Origin of the sequence: Gryllotalpicola reticulitermitis, from assembly GCF_042651345.1 — a bacterium.
Classification (GTDB): Bacteria; Actinomycetota; Actinomycetes; order Actinomycetales; family Microbacteriaceae; genus Gryllotalpicola; species Gryllotalpicola reticulitermitis.
The window spans coordinates 495,556-508,190 of the sequence record NZ_JBHSCN010000006.1 but is presented as its reverse complement, the minus strand read 5'-3'; the positions used below and the strand labels follow the sequence as shown (position 1 = coordinate 508,190).

Here is a 12,635-nt window from a genome sequence, read left to right as displayed (position 1 = left end):
GCATGCCGTATATCGCCGCTGATGACCGCTACGAAAACCTTCCCTACCGCCGCACCGGCCGCAGTGGCCTGCAGCTGCCGGCGATCTCGCTCGGCCTCTGGCAGAACTTCGGCGACGGCTCGCCGCTCGAGACGCAGCGCGCCATCCTGCGTCGTGCGTTCGACCTCGGCGTCACGCACTTCGACCTGGCCAACAACTACGGGCCGCCGGCGGGCAGTGCCGAGATCAACTTCGGCCGCGTCATGGCCGAAGACCTGGCGCCGTACCGCGATGAGCTGATCATCTCGACCAAGGCCGGCTACCGCATGTACGAGGGTCCCTACGGCGAGTGGGGCAGCCGCAAGTACCTGCTCGCGAGCCTTGACGCGTCGCTCGCGCGCATGGGCCTCGACTACGTCGACATCTTCTACTCCCACCGCGCCGATCCCGACACTCCGCTCGAAGAGACCATGGGCGCCCTCGACCGGGCGGTGCGCAGCGGCAAGGCACTGTATGCGGGCATCTCGAGCTACTCGCCGTCGCGTACGCGCGAGGCCGTGGCGATCCTGAAGGAACTCGGCACGCCTGCGCTCATCCACCAGCCGAGCTACTCGATGTTCAACCGGTGGATCGAGGGCGGCGGGCCGGCAGGGCAGGCGAGCCTGCTCGACACGGTGGGCGAGCTCGGAGTCGGCTTGATCGCATTCAGCCCGCTGGCGCAGGGGCTGCTCACCAACAAATACCTGAACGGCGTGCCGGAGGGCTCGCGGGCGACGAAGGCGGCGTCGTGGCGTGACGGATTCCTGACCGACGAGATCCTGGGCCGCGTCCGCGCCCTGAACGAGATCGCGGAGCGTCGCGGACAGACCCTCGCGCAGCTCGCGATCGCCTGGGTGCTGCGCGACGAGCGGGTCACCTCGGCGCTGATCGGCGCGTCGAGCGTTGCGCAGCTCGAGGACAGCCTGGGATCGCTCAATCGGCTCGACTTCACGCAGGAGGAGCTCGACGAGATCGACCGTTATGCCGTGGACGCCGACGTCAACAACTGGCAGCCGTCGAGCCAGGTCGACTGACCGCGAATCCGCCGCCGCAACGGCCTGTTTCGGCTGTGTAACACGAAGTTATGAACGTGTATCTCATGCGCGCCGTGAATTGACCGAGAGTCAATCGTCTGTAAAGGTTCCGTGTGTAACCACCTTGGGTCACTCGCACCCGAATGAGGAGAGCACATGACCACGACAGATACTCAGCACAGCGGCGTGCTGCCAAACACAGGTCTGAAGCGTCAGATCGGCTTCATCGGATTGATGTGGGCCTCAGCCGGCTCGATCATCGGCTCCGGTTGGCTGTACGGCGCAGAGAAAGGTCTCGCTGCGGCGGGCCCCGCGGCCATCTGGTCGTGGGTCATCGGTGCCGTCGCGATCCTGATCCTCGCGCTCGTCCACGCCGAGCTCGGCGGCATGTACCCGATCGCCGGCGGCACGGCGCGCTTCCCGCACCTCGCCTTCGGCGGCGTCGCGGGCGGCTCGTTCGGCTGGTTCTCATGGCTGCAGGCGGTCACGGTCTCGCCGATCGAGGTCATGGCGATGATCGGCTACTGGCAGTCGCTCGCCCACACCGAGCACTGGGGCTTCGGCTCGAACTGGCAGAACGCCAGCACCGGCATTCTGACCGGTCAGGGCATCGTCGTGGCGGTCATCATCATGGCCGTGTTCGTTGCGATCAACTTCTTCTCGGTCCGCGCGCTCGCGAACACCAACAGCGCCGCGACCTGGTGGAAGATCGGCATCCCGGTCCTCACGATCCTGCTCCTCGCGCTGTTCCACTTCCACGGCAGCAACTTCAGTGCCGGTGAGAGCTTCGCTCCGGCGGGTCTGAAGGGCGTCCTGTCGGCGATGCCGACAGCGGGCATCATCTTCTCGCTGCTCGGCTTCGAGCAGGCGGACCAGCTCGCGGGCGAGTCGTCGAACCCCAAGCGGGACATCCCCCGCGCGGTCATCGGCTCGGTCATCATCGGCCTCATCATCTACCTGGCGCTGCAGATCGTTTTCATCGCTGCGATCCCGAGCAACCACCTGATGCACACGTGGGCGGCAACTGCCGCGCACTACGCCTCGGGTCCGTTCGCGCTCATCGCCACCGCGGTCGGCCTCGGGTGGCTGGCCGTCGTCCTCTACGTCGACGCCGTCATCTCGCCCGGTGGCACCGGCCTCATCTACTTCACCGCGACGAGCCGCGTGTCTTACGGCCTGTCGAAGAACGGCTACTTCCCGCGCATCTTCGAATCGGTCACCCGCCGCGGCGTGCCGTGGTTCGGCCTGATCATCGCGTGGATCTTCGGCTGCATCTGCTTCCTCCCGTTCCCGAGCTGGCAGTCTCTCGTCGGTCTGATCACGAGCGCATCCGTGCTCATGTACGCCGGCGCACCGCTCGCCTTCGGTGCATTCCGCAAGCGCCTGCCGAACGCCGAGCGCCCGTTCCGCCTGCCCGGCGGTCAGATCTTCTCGCCGATCGCCTTCATCGTCGCGAACTGGATCATCCTCTGGACCGGGTGGCCCACTGACTGGAAGCTCGGCGTCTGCATCCTGATCGGCTTCGCGATCATCGTGCTGAACCGCGTCTTCCGGCTCAACTCGACGCCGGTGCACTTCAACTGGAGGGCCGCGCAGTGGCTCTTCCCGTACCTGATCGGACTCGGGCTGATCATCTTCCTGAGCGACTGGGGTCCTCTCAAGCACCCGGTGTTCCCGTTCGGCTGGGACATGGTCGTCACGGGCGTGTTCAGCCTGATCATCTACTACTGGGCGATCAACGTCGCGGTCGACACCGAAGGCATCCTCCAGATGGCTGAGGAGACAGCCGTGCACGCCGAGCAGGAATCGGCCGAGCTGGGCGAGCCTGTGGCGAGCTGAGCAGTTCACCTCGAAGGGGCGCGGGAGGAATCCCGCGCCCCTTTTCGTCGGATGCCTGAGGCCGGGGAATACCCGTACATCCGTGCGGCTTTACGGGTATTGTGAACCTCGTGACCCTGCTGCGGATGCTCGGCGACGGCGTCTTCGACGCCTTCGCCATGTTCTGGGACACGCTGTGGGCACTCTTCCTCGGCTTCGCGCTCTCCGGCGCGATCCAGGCGTTCGTCTCGCGCGACCGCATGCAGCGCATGCTCGGCGACCATCGCCCGGCCACCCTGGCGAAGGCGACCTTCTGGGGCGTCGTGAGCTCGTCGTGCTCCTACGCGGCGAGCGCCCTCGCGAAGACTCTGTTCCGTCGCGGCGCCGATCTCACGACCTCGCTCGTCTTCATGATCGCCAGCACGAACCTCGTGGTCGAGCTCGGTCTGGTCCTGTGGCTGCTGCTCGGCTGGCAGTTCGCGCTGGCCGAGTTCGTCGGCGGCGCGATCATGATCGCCGTCCTGGGGCTTGTCGGACGCCGGGTCTTCGGCCCGTCTCTGGCACGCGAGGCAATGAGCCGCCTTCGCGCCGGCGAAGGCGGCGACCCGAATCAGCACGGCCATACCCATGATCACGATCACGATCACGATCACGACGGATCTGTGCTCGACGCATCCGCCGACCAGCCGCTTCGTCGGCGCCTGCGCAGCCGTCAAGGGTGGTCCGACGCAGCGGGGTACCTCATCAGCGACCTGACGATGATCAGGAAGGAGCTCGTGATCGGATTCCTCGTCGCGGGCCTCATCACCGTGTTCGTACCGCCGGCCGTCTGGCAGTCGCTGTTCCTCACGGGCCACGGTTTCTGGTCGAGCCTCGAGAACGCGGTCATCGGCCCCTTCCTTGCGATCATCAGCTTCGTCTGCTCGGTCGGCAACGTGCCGCTCGCGGCGACGCTGTGGCAAGGGGGAGCGAGCTTCGGCGGCGTCGTCGCCTTCGTGTTCGGCGACCTGATCGCGCTGCCGCTGCTCGCCATCTACCGCAGCTACTTCGGAATGCGCGTCACCGTGCGCATCCTCGTCGTGTTCTGGGCGACGATGAGCCTTGCGGGTCTTGCCGTCGAGTACCTGTTCCGCTGGGTGCGGATCCCGCAGCCCCAGCCACTGCGCGCAATGGTCGACCATGGGCCCACCTGGAACTACACGACGTGGCTCAACCTCGTGGCGCTCGCCCTCTTCGCCGTCATGTACTGGCTGTACCGCACCCGCCGCGACTCGGGGAAGTACGCGAAGGACCCGGTGTGCGGCATGCAGGTCGAGGTCGCGAACGCGCCTGCGCGCCGCGAGCACGGCGGCGAGATGCTCTACTTCTGCTCCGACCGCTGTGCGCGGCACTTCGATGAGAGGAACACGACAATGACGATGCAGCATGACCCCGACGGAAGCCACCGCGACCCGGTGTGCGGCATGACCGTGAGCCCCGACACGGCGGCGGCGAGCGTCGAGCACGCCGGCGAGACCTATTACTTCTGCTCGCCCGGCTGCCGCACTGCGTTCGAGCTGAAGCCCGAGGCGTTCCTCACCGCGAGTTGAGCGGCCGCCATGAACCTGGACCACGAACATCCGATCGACGCGGCTGCTGTCGGGCACGCGCGCGCCGCCGTGCCGACCGCCGACGAGACCGCGCGCCTGGCCGGCCTGCTGTCGGTCATGTCCGACCCGCTGCGGCTTCGCATCGTGTTCGCGCTCGACACGACCAAGGAGCTGTGCGTCGGCGACCTTGCCCTGGCGCTCGACGTGAGCGAGGATGCCGCCGGGTACGCCCTGCGCCTGCTGCGCGCGGCCGGTCTTGTCACGACGCGCAAGCACGGTCGCGTCGTCTACAACCGTCTGGCGCCCGACTTCCCCGAGCCGCTGCTGCACTACTGCCTGCGGGAGCTGATCAAGATCACCGCGTGAGCCACCTGCGCTAGCGTGGCGCTCGTGACGTCGTTCGAACAGCCCGACTTCTCCATCCGCGGTCAGCGCGCCCTCGTGACGGGTGCCGCCCGCGGCATCGGCCACGATCTCGCTCTCGCGCTCGCCCTGGCGGGCGCCGATGTGCTCGCGGGAGTCCGCCGCGAGAGTGACGGCGATGAGCTCGCCGCGGCGACAGCGGGTGGGAGAGACGCGGGCACCATCACGCCGTTCGTGCTCGATGTGACGGATGTCTCGGCCACCCGTGCTGCGATCGACGCCGAGGTCGCCGCGCGTGGTGCGGTTCAGATCCTGGTGAACAACGCCGGCCTCGGTTTCAATCACGACGCCGTCGACGTGGGCGAGGACGACTGGGACGCGATGATGGACGTCAACTTGAAGGGCCTCTTCTTCGTCACTCAGGCCGTCGCACGCCATATGCTCGCCGCGGAATACGGGCGTGTCGTGAACCTGTCGTCGCAGGCCGGCCTCGTCGGCATTCGCCGTCACGCCGTCTACTCGGCGAGCAAGGGCGGCGTGAACCTGCTGACCAAGGTCCTCGCGCTCGAGTGGGCCAATCGGGGCGTCACCGTCAACGCGGTCGCACCGACGTACATCTACACGCCGGGCACTGCGGAGCGGCTCGACCAGCCCGAGATCGCGGCGGACATCCTCGCGCGCATCCCGGCCGAGCGCTTCGGTACGACGACCGATGTCGCGGCCGCCATGCTCTACTTCGCGTCGCCGTCTGCGGGGCTCGTCACCGGTACGATCCTGCCGGTCGACGGCGGCTGGACCGCCCAGTAGCGCCCAGCCGCGCGCCGAGCCCTTCCAGCAGCGCGGTGAGCACGCGCGCCAGCCGCGGCCCGACCTCCACGATCGCGTGACCGAGTTCGGGGTCGGTGCGGTAGAGCGCCTCAACGTCGGGGCCTGGCGTCGCCATCTGCCAGAGCGCACCGGCCATGCTGGTGGCGGTCGCGATCACGTCGACCCGCTGCTGCTCGTCGAGCCCGAGCAATCGGGTGAGCTCGCTGCCGATCGCGGCGACCTCGCCGAGGGTCACCAGCTTGAACTCGCGCACGGATTCCAGCGACACGTTGCGCTCGAGATTGAGTGGCGCCTGCGCGAGCAGGTCGCAGAACATGGGCCGCGCGACGAGCGTGTCGGCCATGACGCCGGCGACGGTCGCGGGCGAGGCGTGCGTCAGCTCGCGCAGTGACTGCACCAGCTCGGAGCCCCAGTCGCGCCAGCCCGCGGCGGTGAGCCGCAGGAAGATCTGCTCGCGCGTCTCGAAGTAGCGCAGGAGCGCCGACTTGTGCATGCCGACCTCGGTCGCGATCTCGGTGAGCGTGACGGTACGGATGCCTGCCCGAGCGCCGAGGCGCGCCGCCGCGTCGAGGATCGCCTGTTCCCGCACCTGCTTCGCGTCGGTGCTGCGGGCGCGCTGGAATTCCGTTTCGGCCACGGTGAAAGCTTAACACAACGCCGTTGCATTAATAACAAAACAGTGTTGTACTAACTTGCATGACAGACGCACGGACCCCACAGCAGACCTGGTTCATCACCGGCTCCTCCCGCGGCTTCGGCCGCGCCCTCGTCGAAGCGGCGCTCGAGGCGGGCGACCGCGTGGCCGCGACCGCGCGACGACCCGCGCAGCTCGCCGAGTTCGTCGAGCGATACGGCGATCGCGTGCTGCCGCTTGCGCTCGATGTGACGGATGCCGAGGCCGCCCGCACCGCGATCGAGAGGGCCGCGCAGCACTTCGGCCGTATCGATGTCGTCGTGAACAACGCCGGCTACGCGAACGTCTCGCCGATCGAGACCACCGACGACGCCGACTTCCGCGCCCAGTTCGAGACCAACTTCTGGGGCGTGTACAACGTGTCGAAGGCGGCGATCCCGCAGCTGCGCGCGCAGGGCGGCGGGCTCGTGATCCAGTTCTCCTCGGTGGGCGGCCGCGTCGGGGGCTCGCCGGGCATCGCCAGCTACCAGGCGGCGAAGTTCGCCGTGGACGGCTTCAGCCGGGTGCTCGCCGTCGAGACGGCGCCGTTCGGCATCAGGGTGATGGTGGTCGAGCCGAGCGGCTTCGCGACCGACTGGGCGGGCTCCTCGATGACCGTCGCCGACATCTCTGCCGACTACGAGAGCACCGTCGGTGCGATGAACTCGCGCATGCGGCAGACCGGGTCGCGCCCGGCCGGCGATCCGCGCCGCGCCGCCGAGATCATTGTCCGCACCGCACGGCGCCCCGATGCCCCGACTCATCTGCTCGTCGGCGTGAACGCCGTCGACATGTCCATCGCGTACTCCGAGGCGCAGCTCGCGGAGGCGCACCGCTGGGAGACCGTGAGCCGCTCGGCCGACTTCGCCGAGCCCTTCCCGGCCGCGTTCCCCGCCGAACTCCCGGCGTAACCACATTGCATCCCGGTCGGCGTGCCGCGACCCGGCGTGACAGAGTGGGGGAGTGACCGACAGCGACCGCGATCTCCCTCTCTCGGCGCACGCCGATGCGAGCGAGCCTCTGCCCCGGCGCCCGCTCACGAGCGGCGACGCGTGGGTCACCGGGCCGGACGGCAGACGCTTCTGGGGCACCTTCGGCTCGGCAGGGCTGCTGCTCATTCAGCGCGACGCGGGCGTGCTGCTGCAGCACCGCGCCGAGTACAGCCACTTCGGGGGCACCTGGGGCATTCCCGGCGGCGCACGCCACGAGGGTGAGAGCGCCGCAGCCGGCGCGGTGCGCGAGGCGACGGAAGAGGCGGGAGTGCCCGCTCACGAGGTCGTCATCGACTTCGAGTCCGTCTGGGACCTCGGCTGGTGGAGCTACACGACGGTCGTCGGCCACATCGAGCATCCGTTCACGCCGGTGATCGGTGACGCCGAGAGCATCGAAGTGCGCTGGGTCCCGGTCGACGAGGTCTCGAACCTCAGCCTGCATCCCGGGTTCGCCGCCTCATGGCCGACGCTGCGGGAGCGCCTGCGCGACGAGCTACGCGTTCTGTAGCGTCCCCGCGACTCGGTCGTCGGCGGCGGCCTCGGCCGCGAGCCCGGCCTTCCACGACACCAGCGCGCGCACGGTGACGCTCGGGTCATCCGCGAGGGCGGCCATCGCGTCGCCCGGCACGTAGTAGTTGATCGCGAGGAAGCCCCGCACGAGCTCGCTGGGGTCGGCGACCAGTGAGCGCAGCACGTCGCACGGCGTCGCCTCGTTCCGGGCGACGCAGCCGCGCACGCCGTCGTCCGGGTCCTGCGCGAGCGTCTCGAGCAGGTCGGCGGGCGCGTGGTAGCTCGAGGCTGCCGCCTCGCGGATCTTCGGGTTCTCGCTGGTGGCGAGCAGCCGCAGGCGCCTGATCTTGCTCTCAGTCACCGGGGGAGCGGGGTGCATCGCCGCGACCTCCTCCGGCGTCAGCATGCTGGGCGCGAGGCGACGCATCTGCTCGCGCTGCGCAGGGGTGTTGAAGCGGATGCACGACATAGGGGCCACCGTAACCCGTGGTCCCTCAGCATTCCCCTCAGTGCCACGCGCTAAGTTCCGTAATTGCCATGAACGCGCTGCTTCACCGCCTCGAACCGACGTTCCGGTTCCTCGACCGCGTCGCGGGCGGCAGGCATGCGGGCGTCACCGCGAACCCCGAGGCGGTCGCGCACCCGACGACCCGCAAGCTGTTCGGCCGGGTGGCCTGGCTGCTGGTCGTGGAGCTGCTGCTCGGCATCGGCGCGGTGGCCGTGGCGCTCGGGCTCGCGCTGCACGGGGATCCCGTCACCTGGATCGTCTGGATGCGCACCGTCGTCGTCCTCGGCATCACCGCCACGCTGTTCTATTTCACCTGGCGCGCGTCGCGCGGCTGGTATTGGGCCTACCAGCGCCTCACGCTGTTCACGCGCATCTTCCCGGTCATCACCCTCACCCTCGCGGCCATCCCGCACCTCTACCCGGCGTGGATGATCACCGAGCAGATCGCGTTCAGCCTCGTGCTGCTCGGTATCGCCGCGTACCTCGGCTCACCGCAGCTGCGCGAGGTCTTCCCGAGACCGGCGAAACCACGGAACGAGCGCTGAGACCCGCGCCTGGTACTCGGCGTACTCCGGGTAGCGCTCGAGCGAGATCTGCTCGGTGAAGCGGGTCGAGCCGAGGAACAGGGCGATCAGCAGCGCGGGTCCGATCACGGTCCACTGCCAGAGCGAGCCCGCTGCGACGCATCCGAAGAAGAACAGCAGCCACCACTGGGACTGCTCGAAGAAGAAGTTGGGGTGCCGCGAATAGCGGAACAGGCCGGTCTGCACAAAACGGATGCCCGGCTCACGCCCCGCCGCGCGCTCGGCCTTCTTCCACTGCTGGAAACGCCACTGCTGCTGGTCGGCGACGGTCTCTCCGACCAGTGCGGCGACGAATGCAGCGGCGAGAACCCAGTCCAGCACGGTGAGGCCGCGCGGATGCGTCGCGGCCGTGTACGCGGGCAGCGCGATGAGGAAGAGCAGCACGTTCTGGTAGCAGACGATGAAGAGCAGGTTGAAGATCTGGAACAGCGGTGCGGACATCTGCGCTCGCAGATGGGCCCAGCGATAGTCCTCGCCCCCGCGCGCGTAGCCGCCCTTTCGGGCGAAGTTGAAGGTCAGTCGCGCGCCCCAGAGCGTGACGAGAACGGCCATCAGCAGCGCTCGTGCGCCGACTGTGCCACCACCGACCGCGAAGACCCACACGTAGGCGACGGGCACCATGGACCAGATCCGATCGACCCACGAGTATTCGCGGGTGACGAGTGAGATCACCCACGTGACGACGCAGATGCCGATCAGAATCCAGAATGCCGCGTGAAGGGACGTCACTTTCCGCATTGTATGCGGCGGTGGCGTTGGTTCGCGGCCGTGACCTTTCCGATACGCTAGTCGAACGAAGGAGGACGATGGTGGCCAACGAGAACCCCCTGCGCGAACCGGCGAAAGCCAACGAGGCGACGACTGCGCGCTTCGGCGAAGAGTTCGCCCAGGCCATGAACGTCGACGGCTCCGGCGTCACCGCCGATGAGCTCGAGGCGATCAAAGCCCTGCCGACCGGTTCCGCCCTGCTCATCGTGCGCCGCGGCCCCAACACCGGGGCGCGCTTCCTTCTCGACGCAGACACCACGGTCGCGGGGCGTCACCCCGACGCCGACATCTTCCTCGATGACGTCACTGTCTCGCGTCGTCACGCCGAGTTCACCCGGCACGGCGCGATCTTCGAGGTGCGCGACCTGGGGTCGCTCAACGGTACGTACTACGACGGTGTGCGCATCGAGTCCGCGTTGCTCGTCGATGGGGCCGAGGTCCAGATCGGCAAGTACCGCTTCACGTTCTACGCGTCGCGGGCTGACCTAGGCACGAAGTAGTGGTTCGTGCGACGGCTCAGGCGAAAGACGCCGGGCCGGTCCTGTTGAGCATTGGGCAGGTGCTTGCGAAGCTCACTCCCGAGTTCCCCGAGCTGACGCCCTCGAAACTGCGTTTCCTCGAAGAGCAGGGTCTTGTCTCGCCGTCGCGCACGCCATCCGGCTACCGGAAGTTCTCGGCGGCCGATCTCGAGCGCCTCAAGCTGGTCCTCGGCATGCAGCGTGATCACTACATGCCGCTCAAGGTGATCCGTGAGCATCTCGCCGACCTCGACGCCGGCCTGACTCCGATGCTGCCCGGTGGTGGCCCTGGGCTGCCGAACATGCTGTCGACCGGGCGCAAGTTCACGCGCGATGAGCTGCTGCGCGAGACCGGCGCGCCGGCGCAGCTCCTGAGCGAGGCGGTGCGGGCGTCGCTGCTGCCCGCCGCCGAACTGTTCGACGAAGACGCGGTGCGGATGCTCGGCGCCCTGGTCGAGCTCGGCCGCCGGGGCATCGAGCCCCGCCACCTGCGCACGGTCCGCGCCGCGACCGAGCGCGAGCTCAGCCTCATCGAGAGTGCGGTCGCCCCGATCGCTCATCGACGCGACGCATCCGGTCGCGCCAAGACCGCCGACACCGCACAGGAGATCGCCCGCCAGCTCGATGTCGTGCGGCGCAGCCTGCTGCGAACGGGTCTCGACCGGCTGCTGCCCTGACGCGCCCGGCCCGTCTCGACCTTGACCCTCAGGTTGAAGGTCAAAGCTGCGACACGCCGAGCCCGACGCGCCGATGTAATTGCCCGCCCAGCCGGTGCTCGCTAGCGTTGACTCAGTGCCGCTGGTGTCGGCGCCCAAATCGTGGAAAGGTACGCAGATGAGCGAAGCCGTGGGCCCAGAGGGGCGCCTCGACCTGCAGTACCTGTTCACCGACGGGCTGCCCAACATGGCAGACGAGGTCGGTTACAAGGGCACGGTCGCGGCCAAGGCCGCCGGCATCAGCTATCGCCAGCTCGACTACTGGGCCCGCACGAGCCTCGTCGAGCCGACCGTGCGCGGCGCATCCGGTTCTGGCTCGCAGCGGCTGTACGGCTTCCGTGACATCCTCGTGCTCAAGCTCGTCAAGCGCCTGCTCGATACGGGCATCTCACTCCAGCAGATCCGCGTGGCGGTGAACCAGCTGCGTGAGTCGGGCGTGACCGATCTCGCCGAGACGACCCTGATGAGCGACGGCGCGTCGGTCTACCTCTGCACGTCGAACGACGAGGTCATCGACCTCGTCAGCCAGGGGCAGGGCGTGTTCGGCATCGCTGTCGGCCGGGTGCTGCGTGAGGTCGAAGCGAGCCTCGTCGCGATCGACCCGCAGACTGATGGCGCCGACCCGCAAGATGAACTCGCGGCACGCCGCGCCGCTCGCCGAACCGCGAGCTGAGCGCCGCTGCACGCGGCCAGCGAGTCGACCAGGGTCGCGAGCAGCTCCGGAACTCGGCCTGATCGCACGCAGTCGGCAGGCTGCGGTTCGCCGCAGAATCCGCCGCACCGCAGTGTCAGCCGGGTGTGCCCGAGTTACGCGTCCGCGACGTCGGCGCTGCTGATGGCTGAGGCTTCGGCGGCGGCCTGACTCGGCTGGGCCGGCTCACCCTGCGCGTACTCGCCGATGCGCGCGGTGCGCATGACGCGGTCGAGCAGTACGTCGAAGTTGTGCGCCATCTCCTGCGCGGACTCGCCCGGCCACACGTGCAGCGGCTTCGCCGCACCCTGGGCCTGCTGCAGCGACGTGCGCTCAGGCAGCTGCGGCGAGAGCACGAGCGGCCCGAACATGTCGCGCAGCTCCTTGATGCGGAACTGGTGCTCGAGCGACTGGACGCGCGCGCGATTGACGATGATGCCGAGCGGCTGCAGTCGCGGGGCGAGACCGCGGCGGATCTCCTCGACGGCGCGCAGTGCGCGGTCGGCCGCGGCGACGGAGAACAGCCCGGGCTCGGTGACGACGGCGACGCGGTCGGACGCGGCCCACGCGGTACGCGTGAGAGCGTTGAGGGACGGCGCGCAGTCGATCAGGGTGAGGTCGTACTCGTGCTCGAGATGGACGAGTGCGTCCTCGAGCTTCCACAGGTCTTTGACCGAGGGGTGGGGGCCGTCGAAGTTGATGGCAGACGGCGAGCCGATCATGACATCTACCTTGCCGGGGCGCCCCCGGGTCCAGCCGCTGGGGGCGACGGCGGCTCGCACGATCTTCTCTTTCGGGCTCGCCAGGACGTCTGCGACGTTGAGGTGGCCCGCGACCGAGATGTCCATACCCGTCGACACGTCGGACTGCGGGTCGAGGTCGATCACGAGGGTGCGCAGACCCTTCGCGAACGCCGCCGACGCGAGCCCAAGGGTCACCGTGGTCTTGCCGACACCGCCCTTGAGGGAACTGACGCTCAGTACGTGCACGGGTAGAAACCTACCGTCTGTAGTCTGGATGAACCT

General features: G+C 68.3%; 15 protein-coding genes. 11 read left to right on the top strand and 4 right to left on the bottom strand.

Annotation, left to right across the window (positions count from 1 at the left end; genetic code table 11):
- The first annotated feature begins 2 nt into the window (after positions 1 to 2).
- The 5 genes from mgrA (at position 3) to ACFOYW_RS15790 (ending at position 5,629) form a co-directional block, all read left to right on the top strand.
- Positions 3 to 1,052, top strand: a complete 1,050-nt coding sequence (gene mgrA / locus ACFOYW_RS15810) for an L-glyceraldehyde 3-phosphate reductase (protein ID WP_390231027.1) — start codon at positions 3 to 5, stop codon at positions 1,050 to 1,052.
- Between the two features lie 156 nt (positions 1,053 to 1,208).
- A complete protein-coding gene (locus tag ACFOYW_RS15805; RefSeq protein WP_390231024.1) occupies positions 1,209 to 2,891 on the top strand; it encodes an APC family permease in 1,683 nt (560 codons plus the stop codon).
- A gap of 110 nt (positions 2,892 to 3,001) precedes the next feature.
- Positions 3,002 to 4,459 (top strand): permease, encoded by a 1,458-nt coding sequence (locus tag ACFOYW_RS15800; RefSeq protein ID WP_390231021.1) that lies wholly within the window; start codon positions 3,002 to 3,004, stop codon positions 4,457 to 4,459.
- 9 nt (positions 4,460 to 4,468) lie between these two features.
- Positions 4,469 to 4,825 carry an ArsR/SmtB family transcription factor gene (locus ACFOYW_RS15795; protein WP_390231018.1) on the top strand — a complete coding sequence of 119 codons (357 nt, stop codon included), beginning with the start codon at positions 4,469 to 4,471 and terminating at the stop codon, positions 4,823 to 4,825.
- 24 nt (positions 4,826 to 4,849) lie between these two features.
- Complete coding sequence (locus tag ACFOYW_RS15790) at positions 4,850 to 5,629, top strand: SDR family NAD(P)-dependent oxidoreductase (protein ID WP_390231015.1); 780 nt, start codon at positions 4,850 to 4,852, stop codon at positions 5,627 to 5,629.
- Here the strand turns inward: ACFOYW_RS15790 and ACFOYW_RS15785 are convergent.
- Entirely contained in the window at positions 5,583 to 6,287 is a 705-nt protein-coding gene (locus ACFOYW_RS15785) for a TetR family transcriptional regulator (RefSeq protein WP_390231012.1), read from the bottom strand. The two genes, ACFOYW_RS15790 and ACFOYW_RS15785, sit on opposite strands and share 47 nt — an antisense overlap.
- Positions 6,288 to 6,346: 59 nt before the next feature.
- Between ACFOYW_RS15785 and ACFOYW_RS15780 the strand changes: the two genes are divergently transcribed.
- Together ACFOYW_RS15780 and ACFOYW_RS15775 are read left to right on the top strand one after the other, a co-directional pair.
- Positions 6,347 to 7,234, top strand: a complete 888-nt coding sequence (locus ACFOYW_RS15780) for an SDR family NAD(P)-dependent oxidoreductase (RefSeq protein ID WP_390231010.1) — start codon at positions 6,347 to 6,349, stop codon at positions 7,232 to 7,234.
- A gap of 52 nt (positions 7,235 to 7,286) precedes the next feature.
- Positions 7,287 to 7,823, top strand: coding sequence for an NUDIX domain-containing protein (locus ACFOYW_RS15775; RefSeq protein WP_390231007.1), 537 nt, complete (start codon positions 7,287 to 7,289; stop codon positions 7,821 to 7,823).
- Here the strand turns inward: ACFOYW_RS15775 and ACFOYW_RS15770 are convergent.
- On the bottom strand, positions 7,809 to 8,294 hold the full coding sequence (locus ACFOYW_RS15770) for a hypothetical protein (RefSeq protein ID WP_390231004.1): 486 nt from the start codon (positions 8,292 to 8,294) through the stop codon (positions 7,809 to 7,811). The two genes, ACFOYW_RS15775 and ACFOYW_RS15770, sit on opposite strands and share 15 nt — an antisense overlap.
- 68 nt (positions 8,295 to 8,362) lie before the next feature.
- On the opposite strand from ACFOYW_RS15770, the gene ACFOYW_RS15765 reads away from it, so the two are divergent.
- Positions 8,363 to 8,878, top strand: coding sequence for a hypothetical protein (locus tag ACFOYW_RS15765; RefSeq protein WP_390231001.1), 516 nt, complete (start codon positions 8,363 to 8,365; stop codon positions 8,876 to 8,878).
- Here the strand turns inward: ACFOYW_RS15765 and ACFOYW_RS15760 are convergent.
- Positions 8,822 to 9,646: a DUF1295 domain-containing protein gene (locus ACFOYW_RS15760; protein ID WP_390230998.1), complete on the bottom strand. Its 825-nt coding sequence runs from the start codon at positions 9,644 to 9,646 to the stop codon at positions 8,822 to 8,824. The two genes, ACFOYW_RS15765 and ACFOYW_RS15760, sit on opposite strands and share 57 nt — an antisense overlap.
- A gap of 77 nt (positions 9,647 to 9,723) precedes the next feature.
- Here ACFOYW_RS15760 and ACFOYW_RS15755 point away from each other — a divergent pair, with 77 nt between their 5' ends.
- From ACFOYW_RS15755 to ACFOYW_RS15745, 3 genes are all read left to right on the top strand, one after another.
- The gene (locus ACFOYW_RS15755) at positions 9,724 to 10,185 is read left to right on the top strand and encodes an FHA domain-containing protein (protein ID WP_390230995.1); all 462 of its coding nucleotides are present in this window, start codon (positions 9,724 to 9,726) and stop codon (positions 10,183 to 10,185) included.
- Positions 10,185 to 10,880, top strand: a complete 696-nt coding sequence (ftsR, locus tag ACFOYW_RS15750; RefSeq protein WP_390230992.1) for a transcriptional regulator FtsR — start codon at positions 10,185 to 10,187, stop codon at positions 10,878 to 10,880. The genes ACFOYW_RS15755 and ftsR overlap by 1 nt, the downstream gene beginning before the upstream one ends.
- Before the next feature lie 157 nt (positions 10,881 to 11,037).
- Complete coding sequence (locus tag ACFOYW_RS15745; RefSeq protein ID WP_390230989.1) at positions 11,038 to 11,592, top strand: MerR family transcriptional regulator; 555 nt, start codon at positions 11,038 to 11,040, stop codon at positions 11,590 to 11,592.
- A gap of 134 nt (positions 11,593 to 11,726) precedes the next feature.
- Here the strand turns inward: ACFOYW_RS15745 and ACFOYW_RS15740 are convergent, their stop codons facing one another.
- Positions 11,727 to 12,599 (bottom strand): ParA family protein, encoded by an 873-nt coding sequence (locus ACFOYW_RS15740; RefSeq protein ID WP_390230986.1) that lies wholly within the window; start codon positions 12,597 to 12,599, stop codon positions 11,727 to 11,729.
- Between the last annotated feature and the right edge of the window lie 36 nt (positions 12,600 to 12,635).